Origin of the sequence: Gilliamella sp. B2838 (assembly GCF_026536185.1) — a bacterium.
Lineage (GTDB): Bacteria > Pseudomonadota > Gammaproteobacteria > Enterobacterales > Orbaceae > Gilliamella.
On the sequence record NZ_JAFNOO010000008.1, the window covers coordinates 95,427 to 109,872 of the forward strand.

At 36.8% G+C, this 14,446-nt stretch carries 13 protein-coding genes; 5 read left to right on the plus strand and 8 right to left on the minus strand.

Annotation, left to right across the window (positions count from 1 at the left end; all coding sequences use genetic code 11):
* Positions 1–7: 7 nt before the first annotated feature.
* The 5 genes from J3U63_RS09495 to J3U63_RS09515 form a co-directional block, all read right to left on the minus strand.
* Complete coding sequence (locus J3U63_RS09495) at positions 8–1,126, minus strand: ABC transporter permease (protein ID WP_267371387.1); 1,119 nt, start codon at positions 1,124–1,126, stop codon at positions 8–10.
* A complete protein-coding gene (locus tag J3U63_RS09500) occupies positions 1,123–2,853 on the minus strand; it encodes an ATP-binding cassette domain-containing protein (protein WP_267371389.1) in 1,731 nt (576 codons plus the stop codon). Before J3U63_RS09500 ends, J3U63_RS09495 begins: the two co-directional genes overlap by 4 nt.
* 10 nt (positions 2,854–2,863) lie before the next feature.
* Positions 2,864–3,853, minus strand: coding sequence for a secretion protein HlyD (gene hlyD / locus J3U63_RS09505; protein ID WP_267332474.1), 990 nt, complete (start codon positions 3,851–3,853; stop codon positions 2,864–2,866).
* Between the two features lie 18 nt (positions 3,854–3,871).
* Positions 3,872–4,366, minus strand: a complete 495-nt coding sequence (locus J3U63_RS09510; RefSeq protein ID WP_267332475.1) for a MarR family transcriptional regulator — start codon at positions 4,364–4,366, stop codon at positions 3,872–3,874.
* A 147-nt stretch (positions 4,367–4,513) separates the two neighbouring features.
* On the minus strand, positions 4,514–5,041 hold the full coding sequence (locus J3U63_RS09515; protein ID WP_267332476.1) for a DUF4865 family protein: 528 nt from the start codon (positions 5,039–5,041) through the stop codon (positions 4,514–4,516).
* 107 nt (positions 5,042–5,148) lie between these two features.
* On the opposite strand from J3U63_RS09515, the gene J3U63_RS09520 reads away from it, so the two are divergent.
* Positions 5,149–5,886, plus strand: a complete 738-nt coding sequence (locus tag J3U63_RS09520) for a LysR family transcriptional regulator (RefSeq protein WP_267344848.1) — start codon at positions 5,149–5,151, stop codon at positions 5,884–5,886.
* A 17-nt stretch (positions 5,887–5,903) separates the two neighbouring features.
* Here the strand turns inward: J3U63_RS09520 and J3U63_RS09525 are convergent, their stop codons facing one another.
* Positions 5,904–6,722, minus strand: coding sequence for a helix-turn-helix transcriptional regulator (locus J3U63_RS09525; RefSeq protein ID WP_267348275.1), 819 nt, complete (start codon positions 6,720–6,722; stop codon positions 5,904–5,906).
* 303 nt (positions 6,723–7,025) lie between these two features.
* On the opposite strand from J3U63_RS09525, the gene fsa reads away from it, so the two are divergent.
* The 3 genes from fsa (at position 7,026) to J3U63_RS09540 (ending at position 9,257) form a co-directional block, all read left to right on the plus strand.
* The gene (gene fsa, locus J3U63_RS09530; protein WP_267332479.1) at positions 7,026–7,688 is read left to right on the plus strand and encodes a fructose-6-phosphate aldolase; all 663 of its coding nucleotides are present in this window, start codon (positions 7,026–7,028) and stop codon (positions 7,686–7,688) included.
* Between the two features lie 151 nt (positions 7,689–7,839).
* Complete coding sequence (locus J3U63_RS09535; RefSeq protein ID WP_267371390.1) at positions 7,840–8,628, plus strand: siderophore-interacting protein; 789 nt, start codon at positions 7,840–7,842, stop codon at positions 8,626–8,628.
* A gap of 17 nt (positions 8,629–8,645) precedes the next feature.
* Entirely contained in the window at positions 8,646–9,257 is a 612-nt protein-coding gene (locus tag J3U63_RS09540; protein ID WP_267332481.1) for an ACP phosphodiesterase, read from the plus strand.
* A gap of 36 nt (positions 9,258–9,293) precedes the next feature.
* Here J3U63_RS09540 and J3U63_RS09545 read toward each other — a convergent pair whose 3' ends face one another.
* Both J3U63_RS09545 and ilvY read right to left on the minus strand, forming a co-directional pair.
* Positions 9,294–11,375, minus strand: coding sequence for a 3-hydroxybutyrate oligomer hydrolase family protein (locus tag J3U63_RS09545; protein WP_267332482.1), 2,082 nt, complete (start codon positions 11,373–11,375; stop codon positions 9,294–9,296).
* 113 nt (positions 11,376–11,488) lie between these two features.
* On the minus strand, positions 11,489–12,394 hold the full coding sequence (gene ilvY, locus J3U63_RS09550; protein ID WP_267332483.1) for an HTH-type transcriptional activator IlvY: 906 nt from the start codon (positions 12,392–12,394) through the stop codon (positions 11,489–11,491).
* Between the two features lie 188 nt (positions 12,395–12,582).
* On the opposite strand from ilvY, the gene prfC reads away from it, so the two are divergent.
* The gene (gene prfC / locus J3U63_RS09555; protein ID WP_267371392.1) at positions 12,583–14,175 is read left to right on the plus strand and encodes a peptide chain release factor 3; all 1,593 of its coding nucleotides are present in this window, start codon (positions 12,583–12,585) and stop codon (positions 14,173–14,175) included.
* Positions 14,176–14,446: the final 271 nt, after the last annotated feature.

A 14,446-nucleotide genomic window follows, 5' to 3' on the forward strand; every position in this document is an offset into this window, starting at 1 on the left:
GGTTATCTTAATCTAATTGCATACGGGTTTTTTTTAATATCACCACAAATAAAAGACAGATGCAGATGATTAAAAAAAACGCATTAATTAGCATTACCGATACAATATCGCCGGCTAAAAACAGCGTTTGTAAAATATTGACGTAGTAACGAGCTGGGATGATATAAGTAACGAGTTGGATAATGGCCGGCATACTATTGATTTCAAATACGAATCCCGAAAGCATAACGGCTGGTAAAAATGCCGCGTTTAATGCAATCATAGCTGCATTAAACTGGTTGCGGGCTAATGTTGATATCAATAAACCCAGTTGTAAAATAACCAGTAAAAATAAACTACTCACAATTAATAATAGTGTAATCGAACCGCGAAAAGGCACTTGCATGATGCCCACCGTCACAATTACACAAATAATTAACGCGAGTAGACCAATTAGATAATAGGGAATAAGCTTTGATAATAAAAACTCTAACTTAGTCATTGGCGTTGATAATAACGCTTCCATCGTGCCACGTTCCCATTCACGAGCAATCACCAAAGCAGTTAGAATTGAACCTATCACTGTCATAATGATCGTGATAGCGCCAGGCAAAATAAAGTTTTTGCTTATCGCCGCTGAGTTAAACCAAACGTGCGAGGTTATTTCAATACCTTGACGATGGTCAATCAATCGTTGTTGATTTTGCTTTTGTTGCCAAATTTGCCATATGCTCGTTAAATAACCTTGTACAAAATTAGCAGTATTGGGTTCACTGCCATCGGTGATAAGTTGAATAGTTCCTTGGTGATTTTGTACTGCTTGCGCAAAATTAACGGGTATGACAACTATCCCTCGAATTTGTCCGGCGCTTAATTTTGTTGATAATTCATAGCGGTTATTTGAAAACACAGGATCAATAAAAGGGGAACCATTCAATTCTTGTACAAAATCATGAGCCAGCTGACTTTGTTGTTCGACTAATACACCAATACGAATTTTGTTGGAATCTAAACTAATACCATAACCAAATAGGAACAATAATAACAAGGGAATAATAATGGTGATTATCCAGCTACTTGGATCACGAAGGATTTGCTTAATCTCTTTGTTACACAGTGTCAATGTACGGCTGAATGAAAACATCATAATGTTTTTCCTGATTTAGCATCAACGACCAGTTTAATAAAAGTTTGCTCCATAGTTGCATTGTCGGCGACGGATTGCTTTAATTGATTTGGTGAACCTAAAGCAATTACTTTGCCACCATTAATTAAAGCGATACGATCACAATATTCAGCCTCATCCATAAAGTGCGTTGTCACCATAACCGTTACACCTTTTTCAACCAGACTATTAATATGAACCCAAAATTCACGACGCGTTATCGGATCGACACCTGATGTCGGTTCATCTAAAAAGACAATTTCGGGTTTATGCATCAAAGCACAAGCTAAAGCTAAGCGTTGTTTGAATCCTAGTGGCAATGATTCAGGTTTTTTAGCTAACATAGGCTCTAAATCGAATGCGGTTATCATCTCGTTCATGCGTTGTTTTTGTTCATCTGCCATCAAGCCATAAATCCCCGAAAAAAAGCGCAGATTTTGATACACACTCAATTTATCATATAGCGAAAAGCGTTGCGCCATATAGCCAATTCGTTCACGTACTTGGATCGCACTTTTTTTCAGATCTAACCCCAAGACTAAGGCTTTTCCGCGACTAACAGGCAATAAGCCGCACATCATTTTAAACGTTGTTGATTTACCTGCGCCATTTGGACCTAATAAACCAAAAATTTCGCCGCGTTTAATGGTAAAATTTACCTGATCTGTGGCAATAAAGCTGCCAAAAGTTTTTGTCAAATCTTTGGCTTCGATAACAATATCATCGAGTGATCCCGATATTTTCGGCATAATTTTAGTCAATATCGATTCTTTATGAGTAATACCGCCAAGTAAATCGATAAATGCATCTTCAAAACGCCCACAAGTGGGTTTACTGGTAATATCGGGGATAGACAGATGCTTTAATATTTGCTCAATAGATTGATCTGATTTTATAATCAAGCGAATATTATCGCCTTCAATCACACCGTCACTTACTGCGGGTAATTTTAAAACTGTTTGTAATAACGTTCGATTTGATGTAGATGAAGAAAGCAAGTAAACTCGATTGGCAACGCGCTGGGTTAGCCGTTGCGGTTGTCCTTGAAAAAGTAATTCACCTTTATTAAGCAATAAAATGGATTTACATTGTTCAGCTTCGTCAAGGTAAGATGTACTCCAGATGATAAGCATCCCTTCATTGGCTAACTGATGCACCATTTGCCATAGTTCCTTGCGTGAAATCGGATCAACGCCAACATCCGGTTCATCAAGTAACAAAATTTGTGGATCGCCCAATAAAGTACAAGCTAGACCAAGTTTCTGCTTCATCCCGCCGGATAACTTACCGGCTAGTCGTTCAGTAAAGCGCGCCAAATCGGTAAATTTAAGCAGTTTATCGAAAATTTGCTGACGATCTTCGCTTTTGATATCACGTAGATCAGCAAATAAATTAAGATTTTCTAACACGGTCAAATCTTCATAAAGACCAAACTTTTGGGGCATATAGCCTACAATTGTCCGTAGTTGATCGCGGTTTTCTATCGGGTTTAATCCTGCAACAGTAATTTTGCCTTCACTTGGCGTAAGCAACCCTGCTAACATTCGTAACAAGGTAGTTTTGCCGGCGCCATCCGGACCCACCAAACCAGTCACCCCATGTGCGGAAAGGGTTATCGATAACGGCTTTATAGCAATTGTTACCGGTTGATTGTTTTGCACAAACTGTTTGGTGACCTTGTCGAGTACAATTTGCTGATGATTTTGCATAATGTCACCATTATTGTGAAAATTTAATGGTTACCGGCATACCTTGACGTAACATCTCATCTGCTTGCCCTTCACCGGTTTGGTTAATTTGAATTCGCAAACGGTAAACTAAATCAGTGCGTAATACGGGGGTTTCAACCGTTTTCGGGGTAAATTCTGCCGTAGGAGACACAAAGCCAATTTGGCCGATATAGGGTCTGTCCGGCTGAGAATCGGTATATACATAAACGGTTCGACCCGGTACGGCTTGACTTAAATTGACTTCATCGATATAAGCCCGTACCCAAACTGGCCTATCTAACGAAATCGCATAAATCGGTGTGCCTGCACTCAACATCGTACCGGGTTCAACTGCGCGAGTTAAAATGGTGCCGTCAGTAGGAGCATAAAGTTCGGTATCCGATAAATTAAGTTCAGCTTGTTCAAGCTGAGCTTTTGCCACTGCAACGGTTGCTTGTGCTGATTCAATTTCCTCTTTGCGATAACCGTTAGTGAGTTGATCTAGTTTTTGTTTTGCTGTCTGTAAATTGGCTTTGGCTTGATTTCGCAAGGTTAAGCTGTTATCCAGTTGATCTTTAGATATCGAGGCGGATTTAATCAATGTTGCCATGCGTTGATAATTGCTTTCGGCATAATCATAACTCGCTTGATACTGTAAGACTTGTGCAGCAGCTTGCGCGACTTCTTCTTTACGATAGCCGGTGGTGACTAAATCCAATTGCGCTTGCTGCATCATTAAATTGGCTTTCGCCTGATCTAAAGCAATTTGATAAGGTTTAGCATCAAGTTTAGCTAATAGATCACCTTGTTTGATATGATCGCCTTCTTCATGATTCAACTGCATTAAGCGACCTGAAACACGAAAACTACTATTCACAGTGCGAATATCGACATTACCATATAAAACCAGTGAAGCCGGGCTTTTATAAATAAACCAAACGATACAACTTATTGCCAAAATGAATAATAATATTAGAGGTATGAGCTGTTTTTTCTTCATAAATATTCTCGCTTATCGTTATTCAGTAAGGTGCTTTAAAAGTTTAGTTAAGATTGAACGTAACTGCTGCCGTTCTTCCTGCGAAATAATTTGCCAGGCAGCAACCACTTTCTGTTCGATAGGGGGTAACTCTTTTTTAAAAAATTTAGTCCCCTTATTTGTCAAAATCAGACAGTGGGAACGACGATCGTTCGCATCATCTTGACGTTCAATCAGACCATTTGCGACCAAGGTTTCGACACTACGGCTAACTTGGACACGCGAAAAATTGGTTAACTGACTGACTTGTGACGGCTTCACGCCGTCAGGTTGATGCCAATAAATCACCAGTAAAATAGCAAATAATTTGTCATCAAGCTGATACTGTTGATAAGTTTGGTTAAGATTTTCTAACAGTGTTTCGGTACTAAACTGCAATAAACGAGTCAAAAAAATCTCATCATAGTTGAATGAAAGTCCACGAGATTTAAATTTATCAATCAGTTTTTCAACGGTTGTAATAGGGATCGCCATAAAAAAGCCTTATTAAATTGGTTTCAATTGAAACTATATCAAATGAAACTAATTTTAACAATAACAATTTATAGCATTCATTAACAGGCTGTTATTTAAATGTTTTCCAATGGTAACGGCACTATTTTGCTGTTGGCTTTTAGTTGATTATTGACCGAGTGAAAGATGTAATACCTGATAGAGATTGTGATTAACTAATGTCGGTTTTTCATGAAAAAAAGTGAAAATACAATACATCCATTTATCAGGATTATAGATTACTATCTGTCCTGTTTGATTTTGATGTGTAGGGTGTTTGAAGTCGAACCCTTTTAATTGTGGCTGAGTCGCAATGACAAAGTTTTCTTCTAACATGTATTTACTTTGTACAAAACGATCACTGAGATTGATTTGCGCAACTACGCCTATATGAATATTTTGCCAACCAAATGAAGTTAGAATATTGTCATAATAACCGTCAAATATGAACGTTGTCATGCCTTCTGTACGGCGCCAAATATAGAGTGGGCAATAGCTATTGGCAATATTATCGTTATCTTTTTCTGAAATTAAGTAAGCTTTAAATAATAAATCTTTAAAACCATCCGTTTTGTGGCCATTAGTCATAATTCGTTGTTTGATTATTTTCATATCATAATCAGCCGGTAAATTTATTTTATATTGCATTGCTTGCATAATTTGTCTCCTTTCAATGTTTGATTTAGTTTAGAAAAGGAATTGAGATTTGAATAATCCTCATTTATGATTGGGGTATCAAAAAAAGTGATAGGTACTGTTTTTAAATGAATTTTAAAGGATTATTGATTTTTAAAACGGTTTATGAGGTGAATAGTCTTAATAAAGCCGCTAAAATTTTGGGTTATACTCAATCAAACTTGACGGCTCATTTAAAAAAGATAGAGCATGAGTTAGGTGCAAGCTTATTTATTCGTCGATTTGATGGTGTCATACCTACAGAAGAGGGGCAACAGTTTTATCATTTCGCTATTCAAACACTCGATAGATTTGCACAGCTTAAGACATCATTTAAATTTCGCCAACCTACGCTATTAATTTCTGAACTTCTTTTCCAATTTATTGTGATTGAACAACAAAAATATGCAATTGGCTCAACAGAGATTGTTATAAAAAGAACCAGTGAGATGAACCATGTTATTAATGAGCAATTTTTTGATAATGTGATTACGTTTAAAAAATTTAATCATGCTGATTATTGTTTAGTGGCTACAAAATATTTACCTGTTACTTTTTTAAAAAGCCATTCAAATATCACTCATCAACAACTGCCTATTTTGATTAATAATGATGTTGATTGTCCGCTAAGAGCTAAGACTTTAGCTCTATACCAACAGACGAGTAATATTATTACCGTTGATTCTTTAAGCCAATTGTTGAACCTTGTCGAAAAAGGGCAGGGAATTGCATTATTGCCGTTATTTTTGCAAAAAGATAATTTTGAAAAATTTAATGATGAACAGTATTTGATTGCATTTTATTGTTATCAACACCAATCGATTTAGTTTTTAAACCTTATTTATTATTTTTGTGATAATTTGCTGTGGTATTGACGGCGGTATTCGGTTGGTGTGCGTTCGGTTTTTTTTCTAAAAATTCGGCAAAAGTAGTTACTATCTTGAAAGCCCGATGCTTGTGCGACTTCTTTGACATTTAAATCATAATTTTTCAATAGTGATTTGGCATATTCTATACGTACATGATTTAAATATTCATTTAAGCCAATTTTGCCTTCGCGTTGAAATAGATGAGATAAATAGTTAGGCGAGATATAAAACATATTGGCTAAAAAGTCGCGGGTGATATCGTCACAAAAATGGGTATCGATATATTGTCGGATCGCTTGAAAAATGCTTGCCGTTTTCGATGCAGTTTCGACATTGACATTGAGCAGATCTAAGGTATTACTCAGTAGACTTTGTATCAAAAAATGCGCGGTTTGATTATTTTCTGCTGGTTGATTATGCCAAGTTAGTTCGGCGAGTGCTTGAATAATAAAAGCACCGACTCGTGGACCGCGCCTTAACGTATTGATTTGACCATAAGAGGTAAATTGGTTGCCATTCCAATGTAGTAAACTGAGGTTAATTTGTTGTTTGGCAAATAAAATGGTTAAAGTGGTGACAGGCTCTTCTAGAATGGGTTTATTCCAACTATGGACCACAGTATATAAGAGATCATGGGCTGAAAGCGTTTTGTGAATAATATTGCCGGCATTATCAGTCAATTGAATTTGTTGTGTACCTTCCAGCACAATCTCTATCTTCGGAAAATCAAGCTGGAATGCTTGCAGTGTTGGTGCATTGCTATTATCGGCAAAGAAGATGTGATTGATCTTCATTTGTCCGTTAACCAGCTTAGTTAGTGTGTTGTTGATGGATATTTTCATGCTATTTAAGTGAGTATGATATCAAGAAATACACGCTGTTTTATAGAGTATATTCCGTGAATGATGAAAGCAAAGAATAATAAAATATCTTTATAATTAAATGTATTAATTATGTGATCAAGATCTCATTTTTATATTTAGCGTACAAAAATCCAGTAAATAGCAAAATCGTCTTCTAGGCTAACAAAACAATATTTTTTACTATGCTAGTGTCTTATCACTTAGATAATTAACCTATATACCAAGGGGCATAGTATGGAATTATATTTAGATACAGCGGATATTTCAGCAATTAAACGCCTTGCTGCAATATTGCCAATTAAAGGTGTCACGACTAATCCAAGTATTGTGGCAAAATCAGAAAAGCCGATTTTTGAATTGTTAGCCGAGTTACAAGATCTGTTAGGTTCGGATAAAGTGCTTTTTGCTCAAGTATTGTCGAACCAGGCTAAAGAGATGATAAAAGAAGCTGAGCAACTAAGAAAAGCCGTGCCAACTATTGTAACTAAAATACCTGTTAATGCCGAAGGTTTAATTGCCATAAAGGAATTGAGCAAACAAGGAATACCAACTTTAGGCACGGCGGTATATGGAGCGGGACAAGGTTTTTTAGGTGCGCTTGCTGGGGCAAAATATATTGCGCCTTATGTTAATCGTATTGATGCGCAAGGCGGCAATAGTAAAGAGACAATTCAAGAGTTACAGACATTATTAGATTTACATTGTCCTGAATCTATGGTGTTAGCTGCCAGTTTTAGAACACCACGGCAAGCGTTGGATTGTTTATTAGCTGGATGTCAATCAATTACGTTACCTGTGGATGTGGCTGAACAATTTATTTCTGATCCAGCTGTGGATGCAGCAATAGTAAAGTTTGAGCAAGATTGGTGCCGTGCTTTTGGTTCCCTAACTTACTAAGTCAAACTGTCAATACTATTGCGTGCATTGCTTGTAAAGCTAAGGTTTAATTGCGGTATTGAACGCAAAACGGTTAAATAAAAAGTTGGCTATATTTTGGTTATTTTATTGTATGATAATGCTAATAACATGGAATGAAAGGATCTTAAATATGACAGAACAACATAAAAGAGTGATTGTTAATGCAATATTGACAGTGGTTAAAATTGAAAAAATATCCCATAGTTTTATTCGATTACACTTTACTTGTAGTAAGCCACTCACGATTGATAAGTCTTGGGTTTGTCCACATATTAAATTACTCTTTACTGATCCTGAATCTGGTCAGATTCCTTTTCCACAGTTAGATGAAAATAATAAAATTATTGTTAATGAACGAACTCGCCAATTGGCTCGAACTTATAGTGTGCGTTATTTTGATGAAGCAACACAACAATTGGCAATTGATTTTGCTATTCACCCAGAAGGTTTGGCAACGTTATGGGCACAGCGGGCAACTGTTGGTGATCAAGTTGGTGTAGTTGGGGTTGTATCTAAATTAAACGTTGATGATCAGCAGTTAGTTTTTATGGGCGATATCGCTGCCGTGCCTACTATTAGTTTCGCTATTGAGCACTTGCCTGATTATCAAAAAGTCAATGCCTTTATTGAAGTTAATCATCCAACCGATGTATTACCCTTACCCGTTCGTGACAACCAACAAATTCATTGGTTAGTCCGTGACAAAGGACAACCAAGTCAACTGATTGATAGCATACTGGCGACAGATTTTACGGATAATCCACCACTCCTTTTTTGGGGGGGAATGGAGGCATCGCTAGCACAGCAGCTGCGTCGAGCGCTAAAAGACAAATATAGTAATTTACCAGCCGACGCATTCCAAATTACCAGCTATTGGCGTGAAGGATTAGCTGAAGGGCAATTTAAACACCGTGAATAATTAATTATTCTTATTGTATGAATATTCTTGCACATTTACATTTGGCAACATTGGCAAACAGTTCCTTGATTGGGAATAGTGTTGCCGATTTTGTGAAAGGTGATCCCTATTTAGCTTATCCACAAACTATTGCAGATGGCATTATGCTTCACCGAAGAATCGATAGCCTAATCGATTCTTTACCCGAAGTGAAGCAAGCTAAACAGTTATTTAGAAAAACTCACCAGCGAGTGGCGCCTATTGCATTAGATATTGTTTGGGATCATTTTTTGTCTAAATACTGGTCAGAGTATGGTATAAAATCTTATGCTGCCGTAGCTGAATTTAACCAGTTGACTAAAGAGCAAATTGCCCCTTTTATTACTGATTATCCACCCGATTATCAATATTTTATGCAGTCAATGTGGCAAGGTAAATGGCTTGAAAATTATGCTGATATCGAATTTATTGAAAAAGTACTTAAAGGTATGGCCGCGCGAAGACCTAGACTCAGTTTATTAAAAGAGACAATTGTTGATATTAAGCTACATTATTCAGCGCTTGAATCACTTTTTTTTAAGTTATATCCCCAAATGGTAAAATTTGTTAGTTCCAATCATTTTCAAGAAAACAGGCGATTATCGAAATAAGTTTAGTTAATCAACTTACCCGATAATCTTTAGTTATTAATTTGGAATAGTAAGTTTACCGTTTTCTTTCTTAATAACATTGTTACGATTTGGTGATTGTGAAATCGGCACTAAGTTTTTAATGGTAGCATCAAGGGTAATGTCATTATTACTTGCTCGTGGTTTTGTATGAACAACTTGGCTTTCAGGCAGGGTTGCTTTATTCGTTAGATTTGCCCATAACCACTCCATTGCATCTTCACCATAATAATCTATAGGAAGTAAAATGTTTTCAAATGGCGGTTTACCATCTAAATAGCTAGTGTTTTCAACTTCTATGTAACGTAATTGTGAATTTTTACCTTCAACTTGGCTATTTAATGCGACATAAGCTCGTGATGTGTAATCCGGTAATTGTTTGACATTATTACGGCCATGTACAATATAGGTTTTAATTCCATTTAAATTAGCCGAAGCAATGATCTGACCCATACCATATTGAACGCGCGGATCGTTTATTTTTTTATATAAACATATAGCCCCTTTACTATTATAATCAATGTTTTCTTTGCTTTCAGAGCTAGAATAGAAATCCCTTCTAGGTGAAATCACATCTTCATTATTGACCAATGCTAATGCAGTTGAATCATTACCAATCCATACAGGTAAATGTCCATCAGATAATCCCCAAAGTTGCTCAAAGGCGACTTCCTTTAATGGTGCAACTTTACCGGTATAGTAAATGGGATTTTGTTGTGTGCTAGCAACTGAATAGTTGCACATTCTTTCGGTGATGTCGTAGTGTCCGTAAGCGCTAATGTATTGATAAGGTAAACTGACCGTTTCTTTAAAATAAAAATAGGGTAATTGGATATCCATTTCAGGCGTCCACCCATATTTATGCAGCTTTTCAAGCGCTTCTTCAGGTGTGCCTTCTTTTAATAGTTTTGCTTGTTTTAAGTCATTACAGCGGTTTTGTGAAAAAACATATTTATCGGCAAAAGGAATATACTTATCTTTATTGTTTTCGATAATTGCTGGCACAGCACAAGGGATATAAAGTGAAGCGTATGCGCTGTATTCTGCTATCGATTGATATTGAATTTTAACAGGTGTATTTTTACCGAATTGTACGCTAGCGGCTATTTTTTTGGAATAAGGTACAATTTGTGGGTTAACTGCAACGATTCCTTTTATAATGTTATTTTTGTCAAGCTCGCCCGCTTTGAGTGCTGCGCCGCCACCATCACTCGCTCCATAGACTAATACTAATGTATTGTCTTTGTTGTATTTGATTGTTTTATCCGGTGAATATAATGTGTTGATTTGATAAAATGCAAATTCAATGGATTGTAAAACAAATTCCCCCCAACGCTGCTCTGAATTCTGTCTTGAATGCAGTTGTTTTATGGCGTAGCGGTTGGGATAAGCTTTAACATACCTTTCTCGATTGTTAATATCTGGTTTAAAAAGAAGATTATCTGTTTGTGTTTTGCCATCAATGGCAAATCCACGCTGGTTAGTGATATCATAAATACCGTTGCCTAATCCTTTATCATTGTAAACAACTGCACAGTTGTGACGTAATCCCCATAATCCTCTAATTTGTACATCGTGGGCATTAAATAATCCATCGGAATCGGTGGCAGGCACCGCAACAATACAAGGTTTGTTTTTATCAAAATCCAAGGGGATTTGTAATAATAAACCGACAGTTTCTTCTTTATTTTTAAGGGTAGCTAAAACCTCAGTACCTGCCACTTTGCCATCAAATAATGGGGTTAAGGTTTTACGCTGATAACCAAAAAGAGTGCCTTCTCCCGTTTTAGTATCAATAAATCGGTTAAGTTTTAATTGCCTTAGTTCTTGAGTTGTTGGTTGCGTAGGGTTAGCCTGCTTAAGATTGATTTTAGTTGTTGATAGCGGTGTAAAGCCTAAACCCGCTGTGGCTAAGTCATCGCTATCACCATCATAATAGTTTGTACTTTCGATGGTTAACCATTGAGGTTTTACAATAGTATTATTCTCTTCACGGTTAATATTTAAACGTGTATTACCTTTGGCCTGTACTGTAAAAGCAATCGTAGTTGTAGTAAGCAGAATTAATGATGTTAATATTTTTATAGTTCTTGTGTTCATGAAAATATTTCCTTTTTTAACAACCAAGCTTGTCGTCAAATTATTTTTTATGTTGCTTGCAGTATTAATAATGTAACTATTTTCTAGGTAAATGATTATACACGATATTTTGTTTATTGGGATTGGTTTGGTAAATTAAGATTGCATAATCCCCAAAACGCCGCGATAATTTTTTCTGATAAACGTCTTTTTTGAACACAGATCCCAACGTCAAACGGTTCCATTAAATTGGTTGACCATTCAGTAATTCTTTCCCGAATTCTTTCAGGGCTATTTTCCATAACAACTTTAGGTAATAAGGCTACACCGCAACCTAGTGCAACCATAGAAACAATTGCCTCGTGACCTGCAACTGTTGCATAAATTTTGGGGCTCATGATTTTTTGCTGTTTAAACCACAAATCAATGCGGTGCCGGCTTGGGCCATGTTCCGGCAAAATAAAGGGTATATTATGCCAATCCGGTTTTTTTTGGTGTAATTTATCACTAAATGAGCTATTGAGCTTGGGTATGAGTAACACCATCTCTATTTCACCAAATTTTAAAAATTCGACTCCTGAAGGTAATTGTTTTGGTTTGCCTGCAATGGCTAAATCGACTTGATTGGACTGGATTTTTTCAACCGCATCTGCCGCATCGCCGGTTGAGAGTTTAATTTCTACAAGAGGATAATTAATTCGAAAGCGGTCAAGTATTTCAGGTAAATGGCTGTAAGCGGCTGTTACTGAACAAAATAGGGTTAATTCGCCAACTAATTGTTGATTGGATTGATCTAATTCTTGGCGCACTTGCTGATGCAAACTGATTACTTGCTGGGCAAAACGTTTTACCTTTTCCCCTTCTTGCGTTATTTGTACTTGGCGATTATCACGAATAAAAAGGGCATGACCAAAATGTTCTTCTAAGCGTTGTATTTGTCTGGATAACGTCGAAGGGCTTACATGCATAGCATCGGCGGTCATACCAAAATGGCATGTTTCGCATAAATGTAAGAACAATTTTAAATCACGAATATTCATAACAAAATCCAATTTATACTGAAAGCTAGGTTTTTTTGCAAACTTGCAAAACAGCACCTAATCAATACTAGTTTATGCAAACATTATGCATAGATAAACCAATAACGCAAATAACTGCAATGGTAAAAATTAACAAGTTCTGTTAAAATGCCCGATTATTTTTGTGCAGGATAATTATCGTTAATTTTATGACAGAACAAGCTTATTTAGATGAAGTAAATGCGCGTCGCACTTTTGCTATTATTTCACATCCCGATGCTGGTAAAACAACCATTACAGAAAAAGTGTTGCTATTTGGTCATGCCATTCAAACAGCTGGAACGGTAAAAGGTCGAGGTGTGAATGCCCAGCACGCTAAATCCGACTGGATGGAGATGGAAAAGCAGCGTGGTATTTCGATTACAACTTCTGTCATGCAGTTTCCTTATAATCAATGTCTAGTCAATTTACTTGATACCCCAGGGCATGAAGACTTCTCAGAAGATACTTATCGAACTTTAACGGCCGTTGATAGTTGTTTAATGGTGATTGATGCAGCAAAAGGGGTTGAAGATCGTACGCGTAAATTAATGGAAGTAACGCGTTTACGTAATACGCCGATTTTGACTTTTATGAATAAGTTAGATCGTGATATTCGTGATCCTTTAGAATTACTCGATGAAGTTGAGAACGAGCTCAATATTATGTGTGCACCGATTACTTGGCCTATTGGTTGTGGCAAGTTATTTAAAGGTGTGTACCATTTAGCCAAAGATGAAACTTATCTATATCAAACAGGTCAAGGACATACCATTCAAGAAGTCCGTGTTATTAAAGGGTTAACTAATCCTGAATTGGATAAAACTGTTGGCGATGATTTAGCCGCTCAGCTTCGTGAAGAGCTTGAATTAGTGCAAGGCGCATCGAATGAGTTCGATTTACAAGCATTTTTATCCGGTGATTTAACCCCCGTCTTTTTTGGTACTGCATTAGGTAATTTTGGTGTTGATCATATGTTAGATGGCTTAACGGCTTGGGCTCCGCCACCGCAAGCTCGTCAAACGGATAAGCGAAAAGTCGAATCTAGCGAAGAAAAATTTAGTGGTTTTGTCTTTAAGATTCAAGCCAATATGGATCCAAAACACCGAGACCGCGTGGCATTTATGCGCATTGTGTCGGGTAAATATGAAAAAGGTATGAAATTGCGTCATGTTCGTCTTGCTAAAGATGTCAATATTTCTGATGCATTAACCTTTATGGCCGGTGATCGTGAACATGTAGAAGAGGCTTATGCGGGTGATATTATCGGATTACATAATCATGGTACTATTCAAATTGGTGACACCTTTACCCAAGGTGAAGATCTTAAGTTTACCGGTATTCCTAACTTTGCCCCGGAACTATTTCGCCGAATTCGTTTAAAAGATCCGCTAAAACAAAAGCAATTATTAAAAGGATTAGTGCAATTGTCTGAAGAGGGTGCTGTGCAGGTATTTCGACCATTAGCCAACAATGACTTAATTGTCGGGGCAGTTGGTGTACTTCAGTTTGATGTGGTCGTTGCTCGATTAAAATCTGAATATAATGTTGAAGCCATTTATGAACCGGTAAATGTGACCACCGCACGCTGGGTAGAATGTAGTGACGCGAAGAAATTCGAAGAGTTTAAACGCAAATGTGAGCAAAATTTAGCGTTAGATGGGGGGGATAATTTATCCTATATTGCGCCAAGTATGGTTAACTTAAATCTAACTCAAGAACGTTATCCAGATGTCGAATTTAGAAAAACACGGGAACATTAATTGTTATTATTTCTCCATTGTTGTTTAAAAAAATAAAGAGCTGGGTTTTCCCAGCTTTTTTATATTGTAGAGAAATTGAAACAATATAAAATAAAAGCGACTGTCAGTTCTAGTATTGGTACTTTGATGACTCAATTTATTGCAATAACATGGCTGACCAGTTGACTGTCAACATTTACGACAAGATTTAAAGTGCCTGATTTTTAGATAAATAGTCGACCAAGAAAATCAAGATCGATTACGTTGTAATTGACTCGTTTTTCTATCTCAA

Excerpts from the sequence above, each read along its gene's own strand:
- J3U63_RS09495 (WP_267371387.1), bottom strand. The coding sequence starts at position 1,126 with ATGATGTTTTCATTCAGCCGTACATTGACACTGTGTAACAAAGAGATT.
- J3U63_RS09500 (WP_267371389.1), bottom strand. The coding sequence starts at position 2,853 with ATGCAAAATCATCAGCAAATTGTACTCGACAAGGTCACCAAACAGTTT.
- hlyD (WP_267332474.1), bottom strand. The coding sequence starts at position 3,853 with ATGAAGAAAAAACAGCTCATACCTCTAATATTATTATTCATTTTGGCA.
- J3U63_RS09510 (WP_267332475.1), bottom strand. The coding sequence starts at position 4,366 with ATGGCGATCCCTATTACAACCGTTGAAAAACTGATTGATAAATTTAAA.
- J3U63_RS09515 (WP_267332476.1), bottom strand. The coding sequence starts at position 5,041 with ATGCAAGCAATGCAATATAAAATAAATTTACCGGCTGATTATGATATG.
- J3U63_RS09520 (WP_267344848.1), top strand. The coding sequence starts at position 5,149 with ATGAATTTTAAAGGATTATTGATTTTTAAAACGGTTTATGAGGTGAAT.
- J3U63_RS09525 (WP_267348275.1), bottom strand. The coding sequence starts at position 6,722 with ATGAAGATCAATCACATCTTCTTTGCCGATAATAGCAATGCACCAACA.
- fsa (WP_267332479.1), top strand. The coding sequence starts at position 7,026 with ATGGAATTATATTTAGATACAGCGGATATTTCAGCAATTAAACGCCTT.
- J3U63_RS09535 (WP_267371390.1), top strand. The coding sequence starts at position 7,840 with ATGACAGAACAACATAAAAGAGTGATTGTTAATGCAATATTGACAGTG.
- J3U63_RS09540 (WP_267332481.1), top strand. The coding sequence starts at position 8,646 with ATGAATATTCTTGCACATTTACATTTGGCAACATTGGCAAACAGTTCC.
- J3U63_RS09545 (WP_267332482.1), bottom strand. The coding sequence starts at position 11,375 with ATGAACACAAGAACTATAAAAATATTAACATCATTAATTCTGCTTACT.
- ilvY (WP_267332483.1), bottom strand. The coding sequence starts at position 12,394 with ATGAATATTCGTGATTTAAAATTGTTCTTACATTTATGCGAAACATGC.
- prfC (WP_267371392.1), top strand. The coding sequence starts at position 12,583 with ATGACAGAACAAGCTTATTTAGATGAAGTAAATGCGCGTCGCACTTTT.